The sequence below is a fragment of the Tamlana flava genome (assembly GCF_041287255.1).
Taxonomy (GTDB): Bacteria; Bacteroidota; Bacteroidia; order Flavobacteriales; family Flavobacteriaceae; genus Tamlana; species Tamlana flava.
On the sequence record NZ_JBGGTX010000004.1, the window covers coordinates 405825 to 425935 of the forward strand.

Below are 20111 nucleotides of genomic sequence, written 5' to 3' on the forward strand. Positions count from 1 at the left end.
GTTGGATGTGTGAAATTATTTATTCAACATCTTTCCCTTACCTTTGTGTAGCAAGAAAAAATTTATGAATATACCAATAACCAGCTTCCCCAGAATCGTAATAATAGGTGGTGGTTTTGCAGGAATTGCGCTAGCAAGAAAATTATCAAAACAAGAAGTTCAGGTTGTTCTTTTAGATAAGCATAATTATCACAATTTTCAGCCCTTATTGTATCAGGTTTCAACGGGTGGGTTAGAGCCAGATTCCATTGCATATCCCATAAGAAAGATTTTAAAGGATTTTCCCAATTTTTATTTTAGGCTGGCAAACGTTGAAGAAATCGATACCCAAAGAAATTGCGTAATTACTGATATTGGTAAACTTAAATTTGATTATTTGGTGGTGGCTTCAGGCTCCGAGACTAATTATTTTGGAAATTCTGAGATTGAAAAAAATAGTATGGCCATGAAAACCATACCACAAGCTTTGAATTTAAGGAGCTTAATTCTTGAGAATTTTGAAGCGGCACTTTTAACTTCAGATTTAAACGAACGGAACGCCCTAATGAACTTTGTAATTGTAGGTGGCGGACCAACAGGAGTGGAGTTGGCAGGAGCTTTGGCTGAAATTAAAAAAGGTATTTTGCCTAAGGATTACCCCGATTTGGATACGCGCATGGTACAGATAAATATTATACAGTCAAGTGATTGTATTTTAAAGGGAATGAGCGACAAGGCCTCACAAAAGGCTGAAGACTTTTTAGAGAAACTAGAGGTAAACATCTGGAAGAACGTTCGTGTGACCAATTATGATGGAAAGACCGTTATTACAAACACCGATTTAACCTTCGAGACCGCCACGGTAGTTTGGGCGGCTGGAGTTAAGGGTGCTACCATTAAAGGTTTAGATGCTGATGAATTTATTACCAAAGGCAACCGAATTTTGGTAAACGAGTTTAATCAAGTTAAGGGGGTTAAGCACATTTTTGCTATTGGAGATATAGCTTGTATGGAATCAGATGAATTCCCTAACGGATTGCCCATGATGGCGCAACCGGCCATTCAGCAAGGGCATCAACTGGGCGATAATATGTTAAGGCTTATAGAAGAGAAACCCATGCGGCCATTTAAGTACAAAGACAAAGGAGCTATGGCAACGATTGGTAGAAATAAGGCCGTCGTAGATCTGCCAAAATTTAAGTTTCAAGGTGTTTTTGCTTGGTATGTTTGGATGTTTGTGCATCTCTTTTTCTTAATAGGCTTCAGAAACCGAATGGTGGTTTTTATTAATTGGGTGTATAATTATGTGCGCTTTGATCGAGAAGCACGGTTGATTATTCGTCCGTTTAAGAAGAAATTAAAATCCTGAACTAGTTAAAATGGAACTATTTAATGACTTGTCTTTCAATTATTTTGGTTACATTTAAGAATATTAACTAACCAAAATTTATTAAAAATGAAAAAACATGTTTTAATTATCATGCTGCTTTCCGTAGCTTTAATGTATTCCCAAAAAAAAGAAAAGAACGGTACAGTTTACAAAGAGCACCCGGCAATTGTAGCGGTAGAGGCTATGCAACAAGCTGATATCGCAGGAGATGTAGAAAAAGTAGCATCTTATCTGTCTGATGATTTTAAAGGCTATAACGGAATCACCAGGAACAAAAATGATAAAGGAACGAATAAGGAAGATTTTTTAAAATGGGTAGAAAACAGAAGTAAGTGGACAGTGTATAGGAGTTTGTCAAGAAACGGCCAAGCTTATCCAGATGCGATAGAATATAAAGACGGGAAAACTTGGGTGCAAACTTGGGATTATTTAAAAGGCGTGCATGATGCTACAGGGGTTAAAGTTGAAATGCCTGTTCATAATTTGTATAGATTGAATGATGAGGGTAAAATAGAACTAGCCATATATTATAATTATCCAGTTGGAAGAGATATCCGAAGTGCATTTTCCACAAGAACAAATGGAACACTCTATAATGAACACGAGTATATAAATAAAGTTAGAAGAATGTTCGCTGCCTTTGAAAATAATGATTTAGAAAAGGCCTATAGTTACATGGCTGAAGATGCCAGTTTTACAGGACTTGAAATGCCTGTAGGCGAGAGCATTGGTTTGGAAGAACTTAAGGAACGTAATAAAAAATTTCTCGAAAAATATGAGATTGAAAGCATTGATGTAGTGGGTTATCCAGATTTATTACACTATGAAATGGGTGATGGTTATACCGTTCAGTCATGGTGGAATTTTAGATTAATCAGAAAATCTGACAAAAAGAAATTTGTTATACCTGCCATGTATACACATGACTTTAATGATGAAGGCAAGATTGAAAGGGGAATTTCCTATATAAGCACCAAAGCATTGGATGCCAAATAAAATTTTATAATTAAAAAGAAGCCTTCTCATCAGAAGGCTTCTTTTTAAAGTGCCTTAAATTATAAGTCATCTGTAAAATGCCGTTTACTTTTTGCTTGACTGAATTTGTTTTGGTTATATTTTGATGAATCTCCTTTTGGGATAGAAAGTGATTTCCATTCATCACCTTTTATTAATTTTCCTAAAAACACAATTTGACCAACATGATAGGAATAATGGGCCAATTGTCTATTAAGGGCTTCAATAACAGTGTGTCCACCATTTCTAATATAGATTATATGCTCTAAATCTTTTTTCTCTAAAGGATTGATTGCATTAAACAAACAATACCAACCGCTTTCCCAAGCAGCTATGATTTCTTCTTTTGTTTGGTAACTGTCAATAAATTCATCATCGCGTTTTCTCCAAGTTTTTTCACCGTCCTCAGTTAAAAAGTTGGTCCATCTGCTCAACATATTTCCAACCATATGTTTTACAATTATCGAAATGCTATTGGCGTCCTCATTGCTTTGCCATAACATTTCGTCAAAAGTTAATTGGCTAAAGGTTTTATCACCCAAACTTTTATAGTATTCAAATTGTTTTGTGATGCTAGTTAAATAACTTTCCATTTAAAAATAAATATGGTTTAGTCTTTCCGAATGAATTTCAACGCAACTCCATTAATGCAGTGACGCTTTCCTGTTGTTTCCCTAGGGCCATCATTAAATACGTGGCCTAAATGGCCACCACAGGTTGCGCAATGTTCTTCGGTTCCGTAAAAGGAATGCGATGGACTCGCATAAGCTACATTACCCTTAATTTCTTGGTCAAAACTGGGCCATCCGGTGCCAGAATCAAATTTGTGCTCACTTTTAAACAAAGGCGTATCGCAACCTTTGCATATGTAAACACCTTCTTCATAGTTTTTGTTTAGCGGGCTGCTAAATGCACGTTCAGTACCAGCTTTTCTCAAAACATAAAACTCTTTTTCGGTAAGTTGGGTTTTCCATTCCGCTTCAGTTTTAACTACAGTATATTCTTTTTTTGATGGTTTTTGTGTGTTTCCTTTGCAATTAAAGACTAATAAAACTAAGGTAAGTAAAAGTATTTTCTTCATTTTTTGTTTTTGATAACAGTCGTTGATAAGTTAAAAACTTTACAAATTAAAAGTCAGAATTAATTTATGGTCTTGTGACGAATAAATGCAAATTGTGTCATAAAATTAAGGTATGATTTTTGTATTTTTAACAACAATAAAAAATTTAAAATAATGAAGCTGAAAAAAGCATTTTTAATATTAGGCATGGTCTTGGTTGCAATATCCTGTGCAACAAATCCATTCACCGGAAAAAAAACCATGGCTTTGGTGCCAAATTCTCAATTATTTCCAACGTCTTTTGCACAATATAATCAGTTTTTGAGTGAAAATAAAGTGGTAACTGGCACTTCCGAAGCCGCTATGGTAACTCGAGTTGGTCAGCGCATTGCCGTTGCGGCAGAACGTTATTTAAATGCTAACGGGCATCAAGGTTATCTTAACGATTATAAATGGGAATATAACTTAGTTGAAGATAAAACCGTAAATGCTTGGTGTATGCCTGGGGGGAAAATAGTTGTTTATACAGGTATTTTGCCCATTGCAAAAAACGAAACCGGTTTGGCAGCTATTATGGGACACGAGGTGGCTCACGCTTTGGCAAATCATGGGCAACAGCGCATGAGTGCAGGCATGTTACAACAATTGGGTGCCGTAGCGGGCAATATTGCCATTCAAGATGAAAAATCAAGAAATGCGTTTAATCAATATTATGGAGTGGGTTCTACGGTTGGTGTTATGTTGCCTTTTAGTAGGGCGCATGAAACCGAGGCGGATAACATTGGGGTATACTTAATGGCCATTGCTGGTTATAACCCGACAGAGGCTGCAGAACTTTGGAAACGTATGAAAGCTAATAGCGGGGGACAAGCACCACCAGAAATTTTGAGCACACACCCTTCCAACGATTCGCGCATAGCAAATCTTGAGGCAATAGCTCCGAAAGCTATTGCCGAAGCGAAGAAATTCGGAATAACTTCATTTAGGGAATAGTTGCTGCTATTCAAATAAAAATTTTAGTTACTTTAGAAGCTGCTAATAAAAGGCAGCTTTTTTTTTATGGATCAGCTAAAAAAAGGAAGTAAAAAACTTCTTAATGCTTGGGCGTTTTACGATTGGGCAAATTCCGTTTATACACTCACCATAGCCTCATCTATTTTTCCCATTTTCTATTCAGCTTTATTTATATCAAGTGCTTCGGAAATTAAAACGGTTTGGGCTTTTGGTTATGAGTTCAAAAGCACCGCGTTAATTACGTTTGTAACCGCATTTACTTTTTTGGTAGTTTCTGTAATGTCCCCAGTGCTTTCAGGAATCGCAGATTATGTTGGTAATAAAAAGAACTTTTTAAAGTTTTTCTGCTATGTTGGTAGCGCAGGTTGTATTGGCTTGTATTGGTTTGATATTTCCCCGAGTGGTATACATTTAAGTTTGCTGTTTTACTTTATGGGGCTTATAGGTTATTGGGGCAGTTTGGTGTTTTACAACTCGTATCTTCCAGATATAGCATTTCCTGAACAGCAAGATAGTGTTAGTGCTAAAGGGTTTTCAATGGGTTATGTAGGTAGTGTTATTTTGTTGATTGTTAACCTGATTATGGTAATGACGCAAAGCGAGGGTGTGGCAAAAATGCAAATGATGCGTTATTCGTTTATTACCGTTGGAATTTGGTGGGCTTTATTTAGCCAATATACATTTTATTATCTGCCAAAAGGAGCTTCTTCAGGACATAAAGTTACTACTTCGGTTATTTTTAATGGTCTGAAAGAGTTGAAACAAGTATGGGAACAACTCAAAGAAAACCTTCGTTTAAAACGTTATTTGTATGCTTTTTTTGTGTTTAGCATGGCTGTGCAAACCATTATGCTTGTTGCAGTCTATTTTGGTGAAGAAGAAATTGCGTGGGACAGCGATGGTGAAAAAACCACAGGATTAATTGTTAGTATATTGGTTATTCAGTTAGTGGCTATTGTGGGAGCTATATTGACTTCAAGGGCTTCAGCTAAATTTGGTAACATTAAAGCCTTAATTGCCGTTAATTTTATTTGGATGTCCTTATGTTTTTATGCCTATTTTATGGTAACACCTTTGCAGTTTTATATTGCAGCCGGAATTGTTGGTTTGGTTATGGGGGGCATTCAATCTTTGGCACGTTCAACATATTCTAAATTTTTACCAGAAACAGATGATACTACATCATACTTTAGTTTTTATGATGTGGCCGAAAAGATTGGGATTGTTATTGGCATGGTCATTTTCGCCTTTATAGATCAGTTAACGGGCAGTATGAGAAATGGTATATTATTTTTATTTATCTTCTTTTTATCCGGGATTATATTGTTGTTTCGGGTTCCAAAATCAAGTTATTAGGGATGAATTAAAAAAGCCCGTATTATCACTAACACGGGCTTTGCTGTTATTCTATTCAATATTAGATTTAAGATTCAGTGGGCTTTTCGGCCTTTTTAATTGAAATTTTTAATTCTTCAGTTTTATTATCTAAATCAATATTGATTTCATCACCTTCTTGAAGATTTGAAGCCACAATTTCCTCTGCTAGGGCGTCTTCAACATATTTTTGAATTGCTCTTTTTAAAGGCCGTGCACCATATTGTTTGTCAAAGCCTTTTTCAGCTATAAAATCTTTAGCTGACTTGGTCAAGGTTAATTGATAGCCCAATCCATTAATTCTAAGCAAAAGCTTTTCTAGCTCAATATCAATGATTTTGTTTATGTCTTCTTTCTCTAACGGGTTGAAAACTACGACATCATCAATTCTATTTAAAAACTCAGGGGCAAAAGACTTTTTGAGTGCGTTCTCAATAACGCTTCTTGCATTGGCATCTTCCTGGGCCTTTTGCGATGCAGTACCAAATCCAATGCCTGTTCCAAAATCTTTAAGTTTTCTGGCTCCAATGTTGGATGTCATAATAATAATAGTATTTCTAAAATCAATTTTTCTGCCCAAACTATCTGTTAAATATCCATCGTCAAGCACTTGCAAGAGCATATTAAATACATCTGGATGCGCTTTTTCAATTTCATCTAAAAGAATAACCGCATAAGGTTTGCGTCTAACTTTTTCAGTTAGTTGTCCGCCTTCTTCGTAGCCAACATATCCTGGAGGTGCACCAATTAATCTAGAAATGGCAAATTTTTCCATGTATTCGCTCATGTCTATTCTAATCAGAGAATCTTCACTATCAAATAATTCACGGGACAATACTTTTGCCAATTGTGTTTTTCCAACACCAGTTTGCCCCAAGAAAATAAATGAACCAATTGGTTTATTGGGGTCTTTAAGTCCGGCACGGTTGCGCTGTATGGCCTTAACAACCTTTGAGACGGCTTCATCCTGACCAATAACTTTGCCTTTAATAAGGTTTGGTAGTTGGGCAAGTTTATTGATTTCAGTTTGGGCAATTCTATTAACGGGAACACCTGTCATCATGGAAACTACATCTGCAACATTATCTTCCGTTACAACCTCACGGTGTTGCTTGGTGTCTTCTTCCCATTTCTCTTGGGCAATGGCCAATTCTTTTTCAAGTCGCTTTTCATCATCTCTCAATTTAGCGGCTTCCTCGTATTTTTGCTTTCTAACAACGGCATTTTTAGTCTCTTTAATGGCCTCAAGTTGCTTTTCAAGCTCTATGATTTGTTTAGGCACATCTATATTTGTGATGTGTACGCGAGAACCTGCCTCATCCAAAGCGTCAATGGCCTTATCTGGTAAGAAACGTTCGGTCATGTATCGGTTTGTCAATTTCACACAAGCTTCAATGGCATCTGGAGTGTAATCAACATTGTGATGGTCTTCATATTTGGCCTTAATGTTATTAAGGATTTCAATGGTTTCCTCAACAGAAGTGGGCTCCACAATTACCTTTTGAAAACGGCGCTCTAAAGCTCCATCTTTTTCTATATACTGTCTGTATTCATCCAGGGTAGTAGCTCCAATGCACTGAATTTCTCCACGTGCCAAAGCAGGTTTGAACATGTTTGATGCATCTAAACTTCCCGTTGCACCACCTGCTCCAACTATGGTGTGGATTTCGTCTATGAATAAAATAACATCATCATTTTTTTCAAGCTCGTTCATCACAGCTTTCATCCGCTCTTCAAACTGCCCGCGGTATTTAGTTCCAGCCACTAAACTCGCTAAATCAAGTGTTACCACACGCTTGTTAAAAAGAATTCGCGAAACTTTTCTTTTTACAATCCTAAGCGCTAAACCTTCTGCAATAGCAGATTTACCTACGCCGGGCTCACCAATTAAAAGCGGGTTGTTTTTCTTCCTTCTGCTTAAAACTTGGGAAACACGCTGAATTTCTTTTTCTCTACCTACAACGGGGTCAAGTTTGCCTTCCTCGGCCAAAGCGGTTAAATCACGTCCAAAGTTATCCAAAACAGGGGTTTTGGACTTTTTATTGCTTTTTCCAGCGGGAGCATTAAAAATGTCTTTTGAGGCTTCATCCTCAGGATTGTTGTCGTCATCCTGAAATGATTCGGCTTTGGGTTCTATATAATTATTATCGTTTGTAATCATGAGTTTAAATTGTTCTTTAACATTATCGTAGTCAACTTTAAGCTTATTCAAAAGCTTGGTAGTGGGGTCGTTTTCGTTTCTTAAGATACAGAGCAAAAGATGCGCCGTGTTAATTGAGGTGCTTTGAAATAATTTAGCCTCTAAAAACGTTGTTTTTAAAGCACGTTCTGCTTGCCTTGTAAGATGTAGGTTTTTCTTTTGGTTTGAAGCTACAGCAATATTGGGGTTAGCAGGACTTAAAATTTCAACCTTTCGCCTTAAATGGTTTAAATCAATTTCTAAGGCATTTAATATGTTAATGGCCTTGCCATTGCCGTCGCGCAAAAGGCCAAGCATTAAGTGCTCAGTACCAATGAAATCATGGCCTAAACGCAATGCTTCCTCCTTGCTGTATGCAATAACATCTTTTACTCTTGGGGAAAAATTATCATCCATATTCTTGTCCTTTCAGCATTAAAAATAGTAAAACATTTTACTAAAGGCAAAAACTATACCTTAAATTGTATCTAAAATGCTAATTGACGAAAAAAACTTTATAAAATCAAAATAATTAAAGGTTTACTTATCAACCGAAAAAGCATCCAAAATTGTTAATAAAAACATTAAAAATTACCATTGAAACACCAGTTGAAACTAATGAAATATTTATATTAGCATGTTTTGAAAAACTCGTAAAACTAAATTGAATTATTTATGGCAGAAGGAGAAAAATTGATCCCTATTAACATTGAAGATGAGATGAAATCGGCTTACATTGACTATTCAATGTCGGTCATTGTGTCACGTGCTTTACCAGATGTAAGAGATGGTTTAAAACCAGTTCACAGACGTGTACTTTATGGCATGCACGAACTAGGGGTTAGAGCAAATTCGGCACATAAAAAATCAGCAAGAATAGTTGGAGAAGTTTTGGGAAAATACCATCCCCATGGTGATACATCGGTTTACGATGCCATGGTACGAATGGCCCAAGAATGGAGTTTGCGCTATATGCTAGTTGACGGGCAGGGAAATTTTGGTTCTATTGATGGTGATAGCCCAGCAGCAATGCGTTATACTGAAGCGCGTATGCGTAAAATATCTGAGGATATGTTGGCAGATATTGAAAAGGAAACAGTAGACCACCAATTAAATTTTGACGATACATTAAAGGAGCCAACAGTTTTGCCAACCCGTATTCCCGGGCTTTTGGTAAATGGAGCTTCAGGTATTGCCGTTGGTATGGCGACAAATATGCCTCCCCATAATATTACAGAGGTTGTAAATGGTACCATAGCATATATTGAGAACCCGGCTATTGAAGTTGATGAGCTTATTCAGCACGTTAAAGCGCCTGATTTTCCAACAGGTGGAACTATTTACGGTTACGATGGTGTTAAAGAAGCTTTCCAAACTGGGCGGGGACGTATCGTGATTCGTGCTAAAGCCAATGTTGAGGAAGTTAACGGGCGCGAGTGTATAGTGGTGACTGAAATTCCATACCAGGTCAACAAGGCAGATATGATTAAGAAAACTGCCGATTTGGTAAATGAGAAAAAACTTGAAGGTATTGCCACTATTCGAGATGAGTCTGATAGAAAGGGAATGCGCATTGTTTATGTTTTAAAGCGTGATGCGATTCCGAACATTGTATTAAACAAATTATTTAAGTACACTTCGCTACAATCCTCATTTAGTGTTAATAACATTGCGTTGGTTAATGGTCGTCCGCAATTATTGAACTTAAAGGATCTCATTCATTATTTTGTGGAGCACAGGCACGAAGTTGTTGTTAGACGTACAACTTTTGAATTGCGTAAAGCTGAAGAACGCGCTCATATTTTAGAAGGTTTAATCATTGCATCCGATAACATCGATGAGGTTATCGCATTGATTAGAGCATCTTCAAATGCTGATGAAGCGCGCGAAAAATTAATGGAACGCTTTAAATTAACAGAAATTCAAGCTAAGGCCATTGTTGAAATGCGATTACGTCAGCTTACCGGATTGGAGCAAGATAAACTACGCTCTGAGTATGAGGAGTTGATGAAAACTATTGAAGACTTAAAGGATATCCTTGACAAAAAGGAAAGAAGAATGGATATCATTAAACAAGAGTTGGAAGAGGTTAGAGATAAATATGGTGATGAGCGTCGTTCGACTATTGAGTATGCTGGTGGGGATTTAAGTATTGAAGATATGATTCCTGACGAAAAAGTGGTGATTACCATTTCACATGCAGGCTATATAAAGCGTACATCGCTTACCGAATACAAAACGCAGAACAGGGGAGGCGTTGGACAAAAGGCTTCAACCACTAGAAATGAAGATTTCTTGGAGCATCTTTTTGTGGGTACCAATCATCAATACATGTTGTTCTTCACCTTAAAAGGGAAGTGTTTCTGGATGAGGGTATACGAAATTCCGGAAGGAAGCAAAACTTCAAAAGGAAGAGCCATTCAAAACCTGATAAATATTGAGCAGGATGATAAAGTAATGGCCTTCATCTGTACCCAAGATTTAAAGGATGAAGATTACATCAATAGCCATTATGTCATTATGGCTACTAAAAATGGTCAGGTTAAAAAAACTTCATTGGAACAGTATTCCCGTCCGCGTACAAACGGTATAAATGCCATTACGATTAAGGATAATGATGAGTTGCTAGAGGCTAAATTAACAACCGGTAATAGCCAAGTTATGTTGGCATTGAAATCGGGTAAAGCCATTCGGTTTGAAGAAGCCAAAACAAGGCCAATGGGACGTAGCGCCTCCGGTGTTAGGGGAATTACCCTTGGTCATGATAATGATGAAGTAATAGGAATGGTAACTATTGAAAACCCTCAAGAAGAGTCTGTTTTGGTGGTTTCGGAAAATGGTTATGGTAAGCGCACCTACATTGATGACCCGGAAGATGGAGAACCCGTATACAGAATCACCAACAGGGGTGGAAAAGGTGTAAAAACCATTTCTATTACAGAAAAAACAGGTAAATTAGTAGCTATTAAATCTGTAAATGATAATGACGATTTAATGATTATCAATAAATCAGGAATTGCCATTAGAATGGTGGTTGCCGATTTAAGAGTTATGGGAAGAGCGACTCAAGGGGTTAAATTAATTAATCTTAAAGGTACTGACTCTATTGCTGCTGTAGCCAAAGTAATGCGTGATGAAGAAGAAGTTGATGGAAATGATGCAGAAAGCCAAGATATTACTGGTGCTAGTGAAGATGGCACAACTCTTGATACCAACTTAGACAACAATAACACTGAAAGTTAAATTAAATATTACAAAAAATGAAAAAAGGAATTCTTGTAGCTTTAGCTATTTCGGTTAGTGCATTTTCATTTGCACAAAAAAAGGAACTGAAAGCTGTTGAAAAGGCTATTAAATCTAGCAATTTTGCTGAAGCAAAAGCTGCTTTAAAACAGGCTGAATCTTTAATGTCTGCTATGGACGATAAAACTAAGGCCAAATATTACTTCTTGCAAGCTCAAACTTTATATGCAAATGGAAAAGGATCTGATGCCGATATTGATGCTTCACTGGAAAGTTTGAGTAAAGTTGAAGGTGATTACCAAAATGAGGTTGAGGAGCTTAAGGTAAAAATGTTAAATGAAATGCTTACTGCTGGTAACGATGCCTATGAAGCAAAAGATTATTTAAAGGCATCTAAGTATTTCGAAAGATCTTACAGGGCTTCAACAAAAGACACATTATTTCTTTATTATGCAGCATCTGCTGCTGTAAACGTTAAAGAATATGATAGAGCTTTGTCACTTTACGAAGAACTGAAAGATTTAGGATTTACAGGAGTTAAAACAGAATATTACGCAACCAATGTTGAGACTGGAGAAGAAGAAACTATGGATAAAAGTACTCGTGATATTTATGTAAAAGCCAAAAGTCATAAAGATCCAGGTGAACGTGTTACCGAATCAAAAAAACCAGAAATTGTTAAAAATATTGCCTTAATATATGTTACTCAAGGTAATGATGAGGGGGCTCTTGAAGCAATGAAGGCTGCTAGGGAAGAAAGTCCAGATGATATCAATTTGTTATTGAACGAAGCGAACATTTATTTTAAAATGGGGAATACAGAAAGGTTCAAAGAACTGCTTGAAAAAGCAACTCAGCTAGATCCTCAAAATCCAGAACTGCAATATAACTTAGGGGTTATTTCATCCGAATCGGACCATCCTGAAGAGGCGAAGGGTTATTATAAAAAGGCTATAGAGTTAGATCCAAATTACATAAACGCTTATATAAACCTTGCGGCTCTAATTTTAGGTGAGGAAAGACCGCTTATTGAAGAAATGAATGGCTTGGGTACTTCTAGAGCAGATAATTTAAGGTATGATGAGTTAAGAGAAAAGAGAAAAAACCTTTACAGGGAAGCTATTCCTTACTTGTCTAAGGCCTTAGACATAAATGAGGACAATGTTGAGGCTGCGAGAACATTAATGAATATATATAGTATTTTAGGTGAAACAGATAAATTTAAAAGCTTAAAAGAAAAGGTGGATATGCTTGAAGCTGGTAATTAATCAAGCTTTAAACTATTTTGCTCTGCTTTAATCAAGGGTAAATAAAACTATTGATTACGCCAAATAAGGTAATATAAATTGATTACTTTATTTGGCGTAAATTTTTATATTTGTTTATGACAGAGCAAGAACTTCTGCAGCTTAGATACCCAATTGGAAAATTTGACTGTCCGACGAATATTTCAAAGGAGCAAATAGAAAGTTGGATTTCTATTTTAGAGCATTTTCCCAAAAGATTGAAGAAGTTGGTTGAAAACCTTTCAGACCAACAATTGGATACCCCATACAGGCCAAATGGTTGGACGATACGGCAAGTTGTGCACCATATTTCAGATAGTCATCATCATAGTTATTCGCGTTTTAAATGGGCGTTAACGGAAGATTCTCCAGTTATAAAGGCTTATTTTGAAGACCGTTGGGCAGAACTTGTAGATTCTAAAACTGCTCCAATTGAAATGTCTTTAAATCACATTAAAATTGTTCATTTTAAATTAGTTTATTTGATTAAAACACTTTCGAATGAAGAGTTGAACAAATATTTCATTCATCCTGAAACAAATAGTAAGGTCACGTTAAAATGTAATATTGGTAATTATGCATGGCACAGTAGCCATCATTATGTACATATTGAAAATTTATTAAAACGAAAAGGCTGGCTTTAAATGATAAGGCAAGTACATATTGATGATGCTAAATCGTTATTAGAGATTTACAATTATTATGTGTTAAATTCTGTGGTGACTTTTGATATTGAACCTTTATCTTTAGGTGCTTTTGAGAATAAAATGGCTAAAATTATTGCCGAATATCCTTTCCTTGTTTTTGAAGAAAACAACGAACTTTTGGGTTATGCATATGGAAGCAGATTCAGGCCGAAACCAGCCTACAAAAATACAGTTGAAACTACGGTTTATGTGAAAAATGGATTGCATGGAAAACAGGTTGGTACAAAATTATACAAGGAGTTGCTTCAGCTTCTTAAAAAGCAAAATCTGCATGCGGCTTTGGGCGTTTTAACCCTTCCAAATGATGCAAGTGTTAAACTACATGAAAAATTTAATTTTATGTTGGTCGGCCATTTTAAAGAAGTTGGCTTTAAATTTGGAAAATGGCTTGATGTTGGCGTTTATCAGTTAAATCTTTAAATCCAAAAAGAAAAGCTCAAAATGGTTTTTTCCATTTTATATTACAGCCAATGCTAGGTTTTTGTAATTGAGTATTTTCCTTATCCAAAATCAAACAATCCAGAGCATGTTTTAAATCTTTGCCTGTTAAGGCTATGCCGTTTTCTGGTCGTGAATCATCAAGTTGTCCACGGTAAACCAATTTTAAACCGGCATTGAAAACATAAAAATCTGGTGTACAAGCAGCATCGTAAGCTTTGGCTACTTCTTGGCTTTCATCATATAAATAAGGAAAAGGGTAATGTTCATTCACGGCATGAACTTTCATGTTTTCTGGGGAATCCTGAGGATAGTTTTCCACGTCGTTACTTGATATAGCAATAAAGCTAATCCCTAGTTTGGCGTACACATTGGCTATATCAACAATTTTAGAATTCACATGTATTACAAATGGGCAATGATTGCAAATAAACATGATTACGGTGCCTACTTTGCCCTTTTCTCTATCAAGATTTACGAGTTTTTCGCTAACAGTATCGGGAAGTTCAAAATAAGGAGCTTCGGTGCCTAACGGAAGCATATTTGAGGATGTACGGGCCATAATTTTAGTTTTTCCAAAGTTCGTGATAAATTGTATTTTTAAAAAATGAACAAGCACATAACTTTTGAAGATTTCAGTAAAGTTGATTTAAGGATAGGCACCATTATTGAAGTGAACGATTTTCCTCAGGCAAGAAAACCTGCCTATCAACTTACCATTGATTTTGGAGATTTAGGGATTAAAAAATCTTCTGCTCAGATAACAACCCTTTACAAAAAAGAAGACTTGATGAACAAGCAGATTGTGGCGGTTATTAATTTTCCCAAAAAGCAAATTTCCAGATTTATGAGTGAATGTTTGGTTTTAGGGGCTGTAAACGATAACGATGTTATACTGTTAAATCCAGAAAATAAAGTTAAAAACGGCACTACCGTATCTTAAAAATATGCAAGAACTAGACCAAGCAAAAATTAACTTTGATAGTACTGGGTTGTGGGCGTTAAATATTGCTTTGGCGATTGTTATGTTTGGAGTGGCCCTTGGTATTACCATTGATGACTTTAAACAATTGCTTAAAACGCCCAAGTTATTGATTGTTGGGGTTTTGTCACAGTTTATACTGTTGCCATTGTTAACTTTTATTTTGGTAATTCTATTTAAACCACAGCCTAGTATTGCTTTGGGTATGGTTATGGTAGCTGCTTGTCCTGGAGGTAATATTTCTAACTTCATGACGCATCTGGCAAAAGGGAATTCGGCATTATCTGTTAGCTTAACTGCTTTTGCTACGTTCATGGCTGTTTTTATGACACCGTTTAATTTTCAGTTTTATGGAAGTTTGTATCAACCAACGGCACAAATTTTAAAAGAAGTTGCATTGAGCCCTTTTGAATTGATAGTATTGGTACTTCTAATACTTGGAATTCCGTTAGTTTTGGGCATGGCATTAAAATATAGGAATGGGTTATTGGCGGACAAATTATCTAAAATTTTAAAACCATTTTCAATTATTGTATTTGCCTTGATTGTTGTTTTGGCATTTTTAAAAAATATTTATGTTTTCAAAAGTTACATCCACCATGTTATGCTTTTAGGAATTGGACATAATATTTTGGCTTTGATTTTGGGTTTTTTAGTGGCTAGGCTATTCAGGCTTTCATTTGCTAATCAGAAGACCTTGACCATTGAAACTGGAATTCAAAATTCTGGTTTAGGTCTTTTGTTGATATTCACCTTTTTTGACGGATTGGGTGGAATGGCCATTTTAGCGGCATTTTGGGGTATTTGGCATATAATTTCCGGGTTAACCTTGGCCTTTTATTGGTCATATAAAGCATCAAAAGTATAGCATGGTAAAAACAATTTGGCTCTATAGTGTACGTGCTTATCTAAATTTGGCCATGTTTTTTTATTTTAAAAGAATTGAGGTTAATGGCGCCCATTTAATTCCAAAGGAAAAGCCTGTTTTATTCCTGTGTAATCACCATAACGCGTTGTTAGATCCGTTGATTATAGCAATTAAAAACAAGCGATTTTTATATTTTTTAACCCGAGCGGCCGTATTCAAGAGTCCTCTTATAGCAAAAATTTTAGGAACATTGCAAATGGTTCCGGTGTTTAGGATAAGAGACGGTTGGGCCAATTTGAATAACAATTCGGCTATTTTTAAAGCATGCTCCAAATTGTTAAAGGAAAAGGAGGCTGTTGTTATTTTTCCTGAGGGAAACCACTGTTTAAACCGTACTGTGAGGCCTTTGAGCAAGGGTTTTACGCGAATAGTTTTTGAAACGCTTGAACAATTTCCCAAAACAGATTTACAATTGATTCCTACTGGAATTAATTATGAACATGCAGAAAAATTTCCAGATAGTGCTTCGTTGTTTTTTGGAAATCCAATACCTGCGAAAGATTTTGTATTAAAAGATAAAAATAAATCTGTGATTCTTTTGAAGAACAAAATTCAATCGGAAATGTCAAAACTAGCAACCCATATTCCATCCGAAAACTATACGGAAATATTGGTTAAGCTTAACGAATTACAAGTCGATTTTTTAAACCCTGTAAGCGTTAATAAAACCATATCCAGCAATTTTAAGGTTGTTGAGAGCGTCGAGAAAAAGAAAAATCAATTTATCAAGTCGTTTTTTTACGTTGTTTTAATTGTTTTGTTAATTGTTCCCTACGCCATTTGGAAACTTATGGTTCAACCCAAGGTTACCGAAATTGAGTTTCTTTCTACATTTAGGTTTACAGTTGCCAATACATTGGTGCCTATTTGGGTTTTGGCATTATTTTTTATGTTGGCCACAATTTTTGGCTGGCCAATTGCTTTGGCGTATTTTATTGGTGTTTTGGGTACGACTTTGGTTGTGGTTAAATCATAAAAAAACCGTTATATTCTAATACAACGGTTTTTGTAATATTTTAAAGGATATTCCGATTATATATCATCAAAGTCGATATCGGTAAAACTTCCTGGAGTTTTTAATTGGTCTTCGGTAACTCGCGGGCTATCGTCGTAATCCTTTTTGAAATCTTTTTGGTGTCTTTCGCTAATTACTTCATCACCTTTCTCATCAATAATAAAATCCGTCATTTCAGACAATATTTCCTTAAATTCTTCAAAGTCCTCTTTGTATATGTATATTTTGTGTTTTTTGTAATGAAAAGACCCGTCGTCGTTTGTGAACTTTTTACTCTCAGTAATTGTTAAGTAGTAATCCTCTGCTTTAGTTGCCCTTACGTCAAAAAAATAAGTGCGTCTTCCTGCCCTTAATACTTTCGAAAAAATTTCCTCTTTCTCCATCATATCGTTGTTCTTCATAGTTGAATTAAATTTTTTATTAATCAATAGTTTACCAAAAATCTAAAAAAAACCGATACTAACCAACATTTTTTAAAGTTTCTTTTTAGAATTCAATCTTTTATTGAATTTAATTGAATAAAATGCACCTAATTAATTAACAGTGAACAGGTTGAGATTTAGTGACCCATAGGTTGGCTCAATTGTTTTAGATAGAGGTGTTTGTAATAACCATCAATATTTATAAGCGAGTCATGTGTACCTTCTTGAACAATTTTGCCGTTATCTAAAACAATAATTTTATCGGCGTTTTTCGCAGAAGAAACTCTGTGGCTAACAATAACTGCCGTTTTCGCTTTAGATATTTTACCCAATGTTTTCAATATTTTTTCTTCGGTTTCAGTATCTACGGCAGATAAACAATCATCAAATAATAATATTTTGGGTGATCTAATAATGGCCCTTGCAATGGAAACACGTTGCTTTTGTCCCCCAGAAAGCGTAATGCCACGTTCCCCCAATACCGTATCGTATCCTTTGTTGAATTTCACAATGTTTTTATGAACTTGGGCATTTTTGGCTGCCTCAATAACATCCTCTTCGGTGGCATCCTGTTTTCCAAATTTTATATTGTTTTTTATACTATCGGAAAACAGAAAGGCATCTTGTGGCACATAACCAATACTATTTCTTAAGCCATTTAAATTATGCTCTTTGATTTCTGTACCGTTAATTTTTATGGAGCCTTCATCTATATCATAAAGTCTTCCAATCAAATCCAGAATTGTAGATTTTCCGGCACCGGTTTTCCCCAAAATGGCTAATGTTTCGCCTTCTTTTAGGCTAAAGCTTACTCCTTTTAAGGCTTGAATATTGGTGTCGTCATAGGTGAATGAAACATTATCGAAAAAAATATCGCCAGTAATTTCTGTTTCAGCGATAACTAAATTCTTAATTTCTGGTTCAATTTTTAAAAACTCATTAATGCGGTTTTGGGAAGCTTCGGCTTGTTGTACAATTGAGGTAACCCAACCCACAGTTGCTACCGGCCATGTAAGCATATTTACATAAATAATAAACTCTGCAATGGTGCCTATGCTGTTTATTTCACCATTTATATATTGCATGCCACCAATATAAATAACCATAAGGTTACTGGTACCAATAAGTAAAATCATCATAGGGAAAAACCAAGCTTGTACTTTTGCCAAGTCAATTTGCTTGACTTTGCTTTCTTCGGCTAAAGTTTTAAAGTTAAATGAGGTTTGGGGCTCAATGCCATAAGCTTTTATAACAGAAATACCACTAAAAGACTCTTGTGTAAACGTAGAAAGCTTAGACAAATATTCCTGAACTATGGTACTGCGTTTATGGATTTCGCGACTTAGTTTATAAATGATTACCGATAAAATAGGCAAAGGCAAAATAGTATACAGGGTAAGCTTTGGTGAGGCATTCAGCATATAAATTATTACAATAACAAACAGTGTAATTGTGTTGATGCTATACATAAGTGCTGGGCCAACATACATCCTAACCCGACCGACATCTTCAGTAATACGGTTCATCAAATCCCCAGTTCTATTTTTCTTGTAGAAATTTAAGGATAGTTTTTGGTAGTGTTCGTAAACTTCATTTTTTAAATCGAATTCTATGAAGCGTGACACGTTAATGATGGTTTGCCGCATAAAAAACGTTAGGATGCCACCAATAATGGCCGCTCCAATAATATAAAGAATGGCTTCGGTTAATTCGGATTTGAATGCACTTTCAGCAACCCCTCCATCCGCATATTTTTCAATAGCTATGAATATTTTTTTTACATACCTGGGTGTGTAAACCAGAAATATACGTGCTAAAATGGTAATAAGAATACCAATTATAAAGTGCGTTCTATATTTTATAAAATATTTGTTTAGATGCTGTAATTCTTTCATTATTGCAATAAGAGATAGCAGGGCAAATATATGGTTTAAATGCCAATAAATCCTGTTGTAACAATTACGAAGTTGTTAAAAAAGACTTAAAGCAATTACTGTAATTAAAGTAAATTTAAAGTGTTTGTTTTTAAATATAGTTTTATTTTTGCAGCGTAAAAACCGTGATAAATTTTCATCTTTTTAATTAAAGTTCTTTGCAATGATGTTAACCAGGAGACATATTCGTGTAAAAGTAATGCAAACACTATATGCTTTTAAGGGCAGTGAAAGTGATGATTTTAGTAAAGACCAAAAGTTTTTGCTGTATAGTATTGATAATATGTACAATCTTTACTTGCTTTTAATTTCGCTGTTGATTGAAGTTCAAAAAAGAGCTGAAGATGACTTGCAAAAGAAGCAAAATAAGCACCTTGCCACAAAAGAAGACAAAGACCCAAATCGAAAGTTTGTTAACAACCATCTATTGAAAAATTTATGCGAAAACCTTCAACTTAATAACCAGTTAGAAGCGAATAAAATAAATTATTGGGAACTTGATGGCGAATATGTAGATGTTGTTTTTAAAGCCATAACTTCTAGTGATTTATATAAGGAATACATGAAAACTCGAGTATCTGATTTTCATGAGGACAAAGAGTTTATTGTAGATGTTTTCAAGGAAATAATCGCCCCCAACGAGAAGCTTTATGATTATTTGGAGGATAAAAACTTAACCTGGTTGGACGATCTTCCTACGGTAAACACAACTATTTTAAAACTGTTGCGAAAATCAAAAGCAAATGTAGCAGAAGGCTTTTTTGTGCCACAATTGTATAAAGATATTGAGGATAAACAGTTTGCCATCGATTTGTTCAAAAAAACACTTTTGAATAGAACGGTAATAAACGAGGAAATTGACCTTAAAACACAAAACTGGGATGCCGATAGGATTGCCAATGTAGATTATGTGTTGCTTCAAATGGCTATTTGTGAGTTAAAAAATTTCCCGTCCATTCCAGTAAAGGTTACCATCAATGAGTATTTGGAAATATCTAAGGAATATTCAACACCAAAAAGTAGCATATTTATCAACGGTATTTTAGATAAACTGGTTAAGGAATACGAGGCTAACAGTAAATTGAAAAAAGTGGGTAGGGGATTGATGTAAATTTCTGTTAAGAAACTGTTTAAAATTTTTAATCG

At 35.4% G+C, this 20111-nt stretch carries 18 protein-coding genes; 12 read left to right on the forward strand and 6 right to left on the reverse strand.

The genetic code is table 11. From position 1 onward, the window contains the following. Nucleotides 1–64 precede the first annotated feature (64 nt). Both ACB104_RS13605 and ACB104_RS13610 read left to right on the forward strand, forming a co-directional pair. Nucleotides 65–1348, forward strand: coding sequence for an NAD(P)/FAD-dependent oxidoreductase (locus ACB104_RS13605; RefSeq protein ID WP_370479583.1), 1284 nt, complete (start codon nucleotides 65–67; stop codon nucleotides 1346–1348). 87 nt (nucleotides 1349–1435) lie between these two features. Then, complete coding sequence (locus ACB104_RS13610) at nucleotides 1436–2365, forward strand: nuclear transport factor 2 family protein (RefSeq protein WP_370479585.1); 930 nt, start codon at nucleotides 1436–1438, stop codon at nucleotides 2363–2365. Between the two features lie 59 nt (nucleotides 2366–2424). Here the strand turns inward: ACB104_RS13610 and ACB104_RS13615 are convergent, their stop codons facing one another. Both ACB104_RS13615 and msrB read right to left on the reverse strand, forming a co-directional pair. Further along, complete coding sequence (locus ACB104_RS13615; protein ID WP_370479586.1) at nucleotides 2425–2976, reverse strand: DUF1572 family protein; 552 nt, start codon at nucleotides 2974–2976, stop codon at nucleotides 2425–2427. Between the two features lie 17 nt (nucleotides 2977–2993). After that, entirely contained in the window at nucleotides 2994–3464 is a 471-nt protein-coding gene (gene msrB, locus ACB104_RS13620; protein WP_370479588.1) for a peptide-methionine (R)-S-oxide reductase MsrB, read from the reverse strand. 153 nt (nucleotides 3465–3617) lie between these two features. Between msrB and ACB104_RS13625 the strand changes: the two genes are divergently transcribed. Then, complete coding sequence (locus ACB104_RS13625; protein WP_370479590.1) at nucleotides 3618–4436, forward strand: M48 family metallopeptidase; 819 nt, start codon at nucleotides 3618–3620, stop codon at nucleotides 4434–4436. Between the two features lie 66 nt (nucleotides 4437–4502). After that, on the forward strand, nucleotides 4503–5813 hold the full coding sequence (locus ACB104_RS13630; RefSeq protein WP_370479591.1) for an MFS transporter: 1311 nt from the start codon (nucleotides 4503–4505) through the stop codon (nucleotides 5811–5813). Nucleotides 5814–5880: 67 nt separating this feature from the next. On the opposite strand, the gene ACB104_RS13635 is transcribed toward ACB104_RS13630, so the two are convergent. Further along, a complete protein-coding gene (locus ACB104_RS13635) occupies nucleotides 5881–8427 on the reverse strand; it encodes an ATP-dependent Clp protease ATP-binding subunit (protein ID WP_370479593.1) in 2547 nt (848 codons plus the stop codon). Between the two features lie 258 nt (nucleotides 8428–8685). On the opposite strand from ACB104_RS13635, the gene gyrA reads away from it, so the two are divergent. From gyrA to ACB104_RS13655, 4 genes are all read left to right on the forward strand, one after another. Beyond that, nucleotides 8686–11253, forward strand: coding sequence for a DNA gyrase subunit A (gene gyrA / locus ACB104_RS13640; protein ID WP_370479595.1), 2568 nt, complete (start codon nucleotides 8686–8688; stop codon nucleotides 11251–11253). A gap of 17 nt (nucleotides 11254–11270) precedes the next feature. Beyond that, complete coding sequence (locus ACB104_RS13645; protein ID WP_370479596.1) at nucleotides 11271–12521, forward strand: tetratricopeptide repeat protein; 1251 nt, start codon at nucleotides 11271–11273, stop codon at nucleotides 12519–12521. Between the two features lie 116 nt (nucleotides 12522–12637). Next, nucleotides 12638–13183 carry a YfiT family bacillithiol transferase gene (locus ACB104_RS13650; protein WP_370479598.1) on the forward strand — a complete coding sequence of 182 codons (546 nt, stop codon included), beginning with the start codon at nucleotides 12638–12640 and terminating at the stop codon, nucleotides 13181–13183. Beyond that, nucleotides 13184–13666 (forward strand): GNAT family N-acetyltransferase, encoded by a 483-nt coding sequence (locus tag ACB104_RS13655; RefSeq protein WP_370479600.1) that lies wholly within the window; start codon nucleotides 13184–13186, stop codon nucleotides 13664–13666. A gap of 16 nt (nucleotides 13667–13682) precedes the next feature. Here ACB104_RS13655 and ACB104_RS13660 read toward each other — a convergent pair whose 3' ends face one another. Then, on the reverse strand, nucleotides 13683–14246 hold the full coding sequence (locus ACB104_RS13660; RefSeq protein ID WP_370479602.1) for a thioredoxin family protein: 564 nt from the start codon (nucleotides 14244–14246) through the stop codon (nucleotides 13683–13685). A gap of 45 nt (nucleotides 14247–14291) precedes the next feature. On the opposite strand from ACB104_RS13660, the gene ACB104_RS13665 reads away from it, so the two are divergent. The 3 genes from ACB104_RS13665 to ACB104_RS13675 are packed head-to-tail and all read left to right on the forward strand — an operon-like array spanning nucleotide 14292 to nucleotide 16570. Continuing rightward, the gene (locus ACB104_RS13665; RefSeq protein WP_370479604.1) at nucleotides 14292–14627 is read left to right on the forward strand and encodes a tRNA-binding protein; all 336 of its coding nucleotides are present in this window, start codon (nucleotides 14292–14294) and stop codon (nucleotides 14625–14627) included. 4 nt (nucleotides 14628–14631) lie between these two features. Then, a complete protein-coding gene (locus ACB104_RS13670; RefSeq protein WP_370479605.1) occupies nucleotides 14632–15534 on the forward strand; it encodes a bile acid:sodium symporter family protein in 903 nt (300 codons plus the stop codon). Between the two features lies 1 nt (nucleotide 15535). Then, a complete protein-coding gene (locus ACB104_RS13675; RefSeq protein WP_370479607.1) occupies nucleotides 15536–16570 on the forward strand; it encodes a lysophospholipid acyltransferase family protein in 1035 nt (344 codons plus the stop codon). Between the two features lie 56 nt (nucleotides 16571–16626). On the opposite strand, the gene ACB104_RS13680 is transcribed toward ACB104_RS13675, so the two are convergent. Beyond that, nucleotides 16627–17010, reverse strand: a complete 384-nt coding sequence (locus tag ACB104_RS13680; RefSeq protein WP_370479608.1) for a PUR family DNA/RNA-binding protein — start codon at nucleotides 17008–17010, stop codon at nucleotides 16627–16629. 158 nt (nucleotides 17011–17168) lie between these two features. Next, nucleotides 17169–18926, reverse strand: coding sequence for an ABC transporter ATP-binding protein (locus ACB104_RS13685; RefSeq protein ID WP_370479609.1), 1758 nt, complete (start codon nucleotides 18924–18926; stop codon nucleotides 17169–17171). A 202-nt stretch (nucleotides 18927–19128) separates the two neighbouring features. Between ACB104_RS13685 and nusB the strand changes: the two genes are divergently transcribed. Continuing rightward, nucleotides 19129–20076 (forward strand): transcription antitermination factor NusB, encoded by a 948-nt coding sequence (gene nusB, locus ACB104_RS13690; RefSeq protein WP_370479611.1) that lies wholly within the window; start codon nucleotides 19129–19131, stop codon nucleotides 20074–20076. Nucleotides 20077–20111 lie beyond the last annotated feature (35 nt).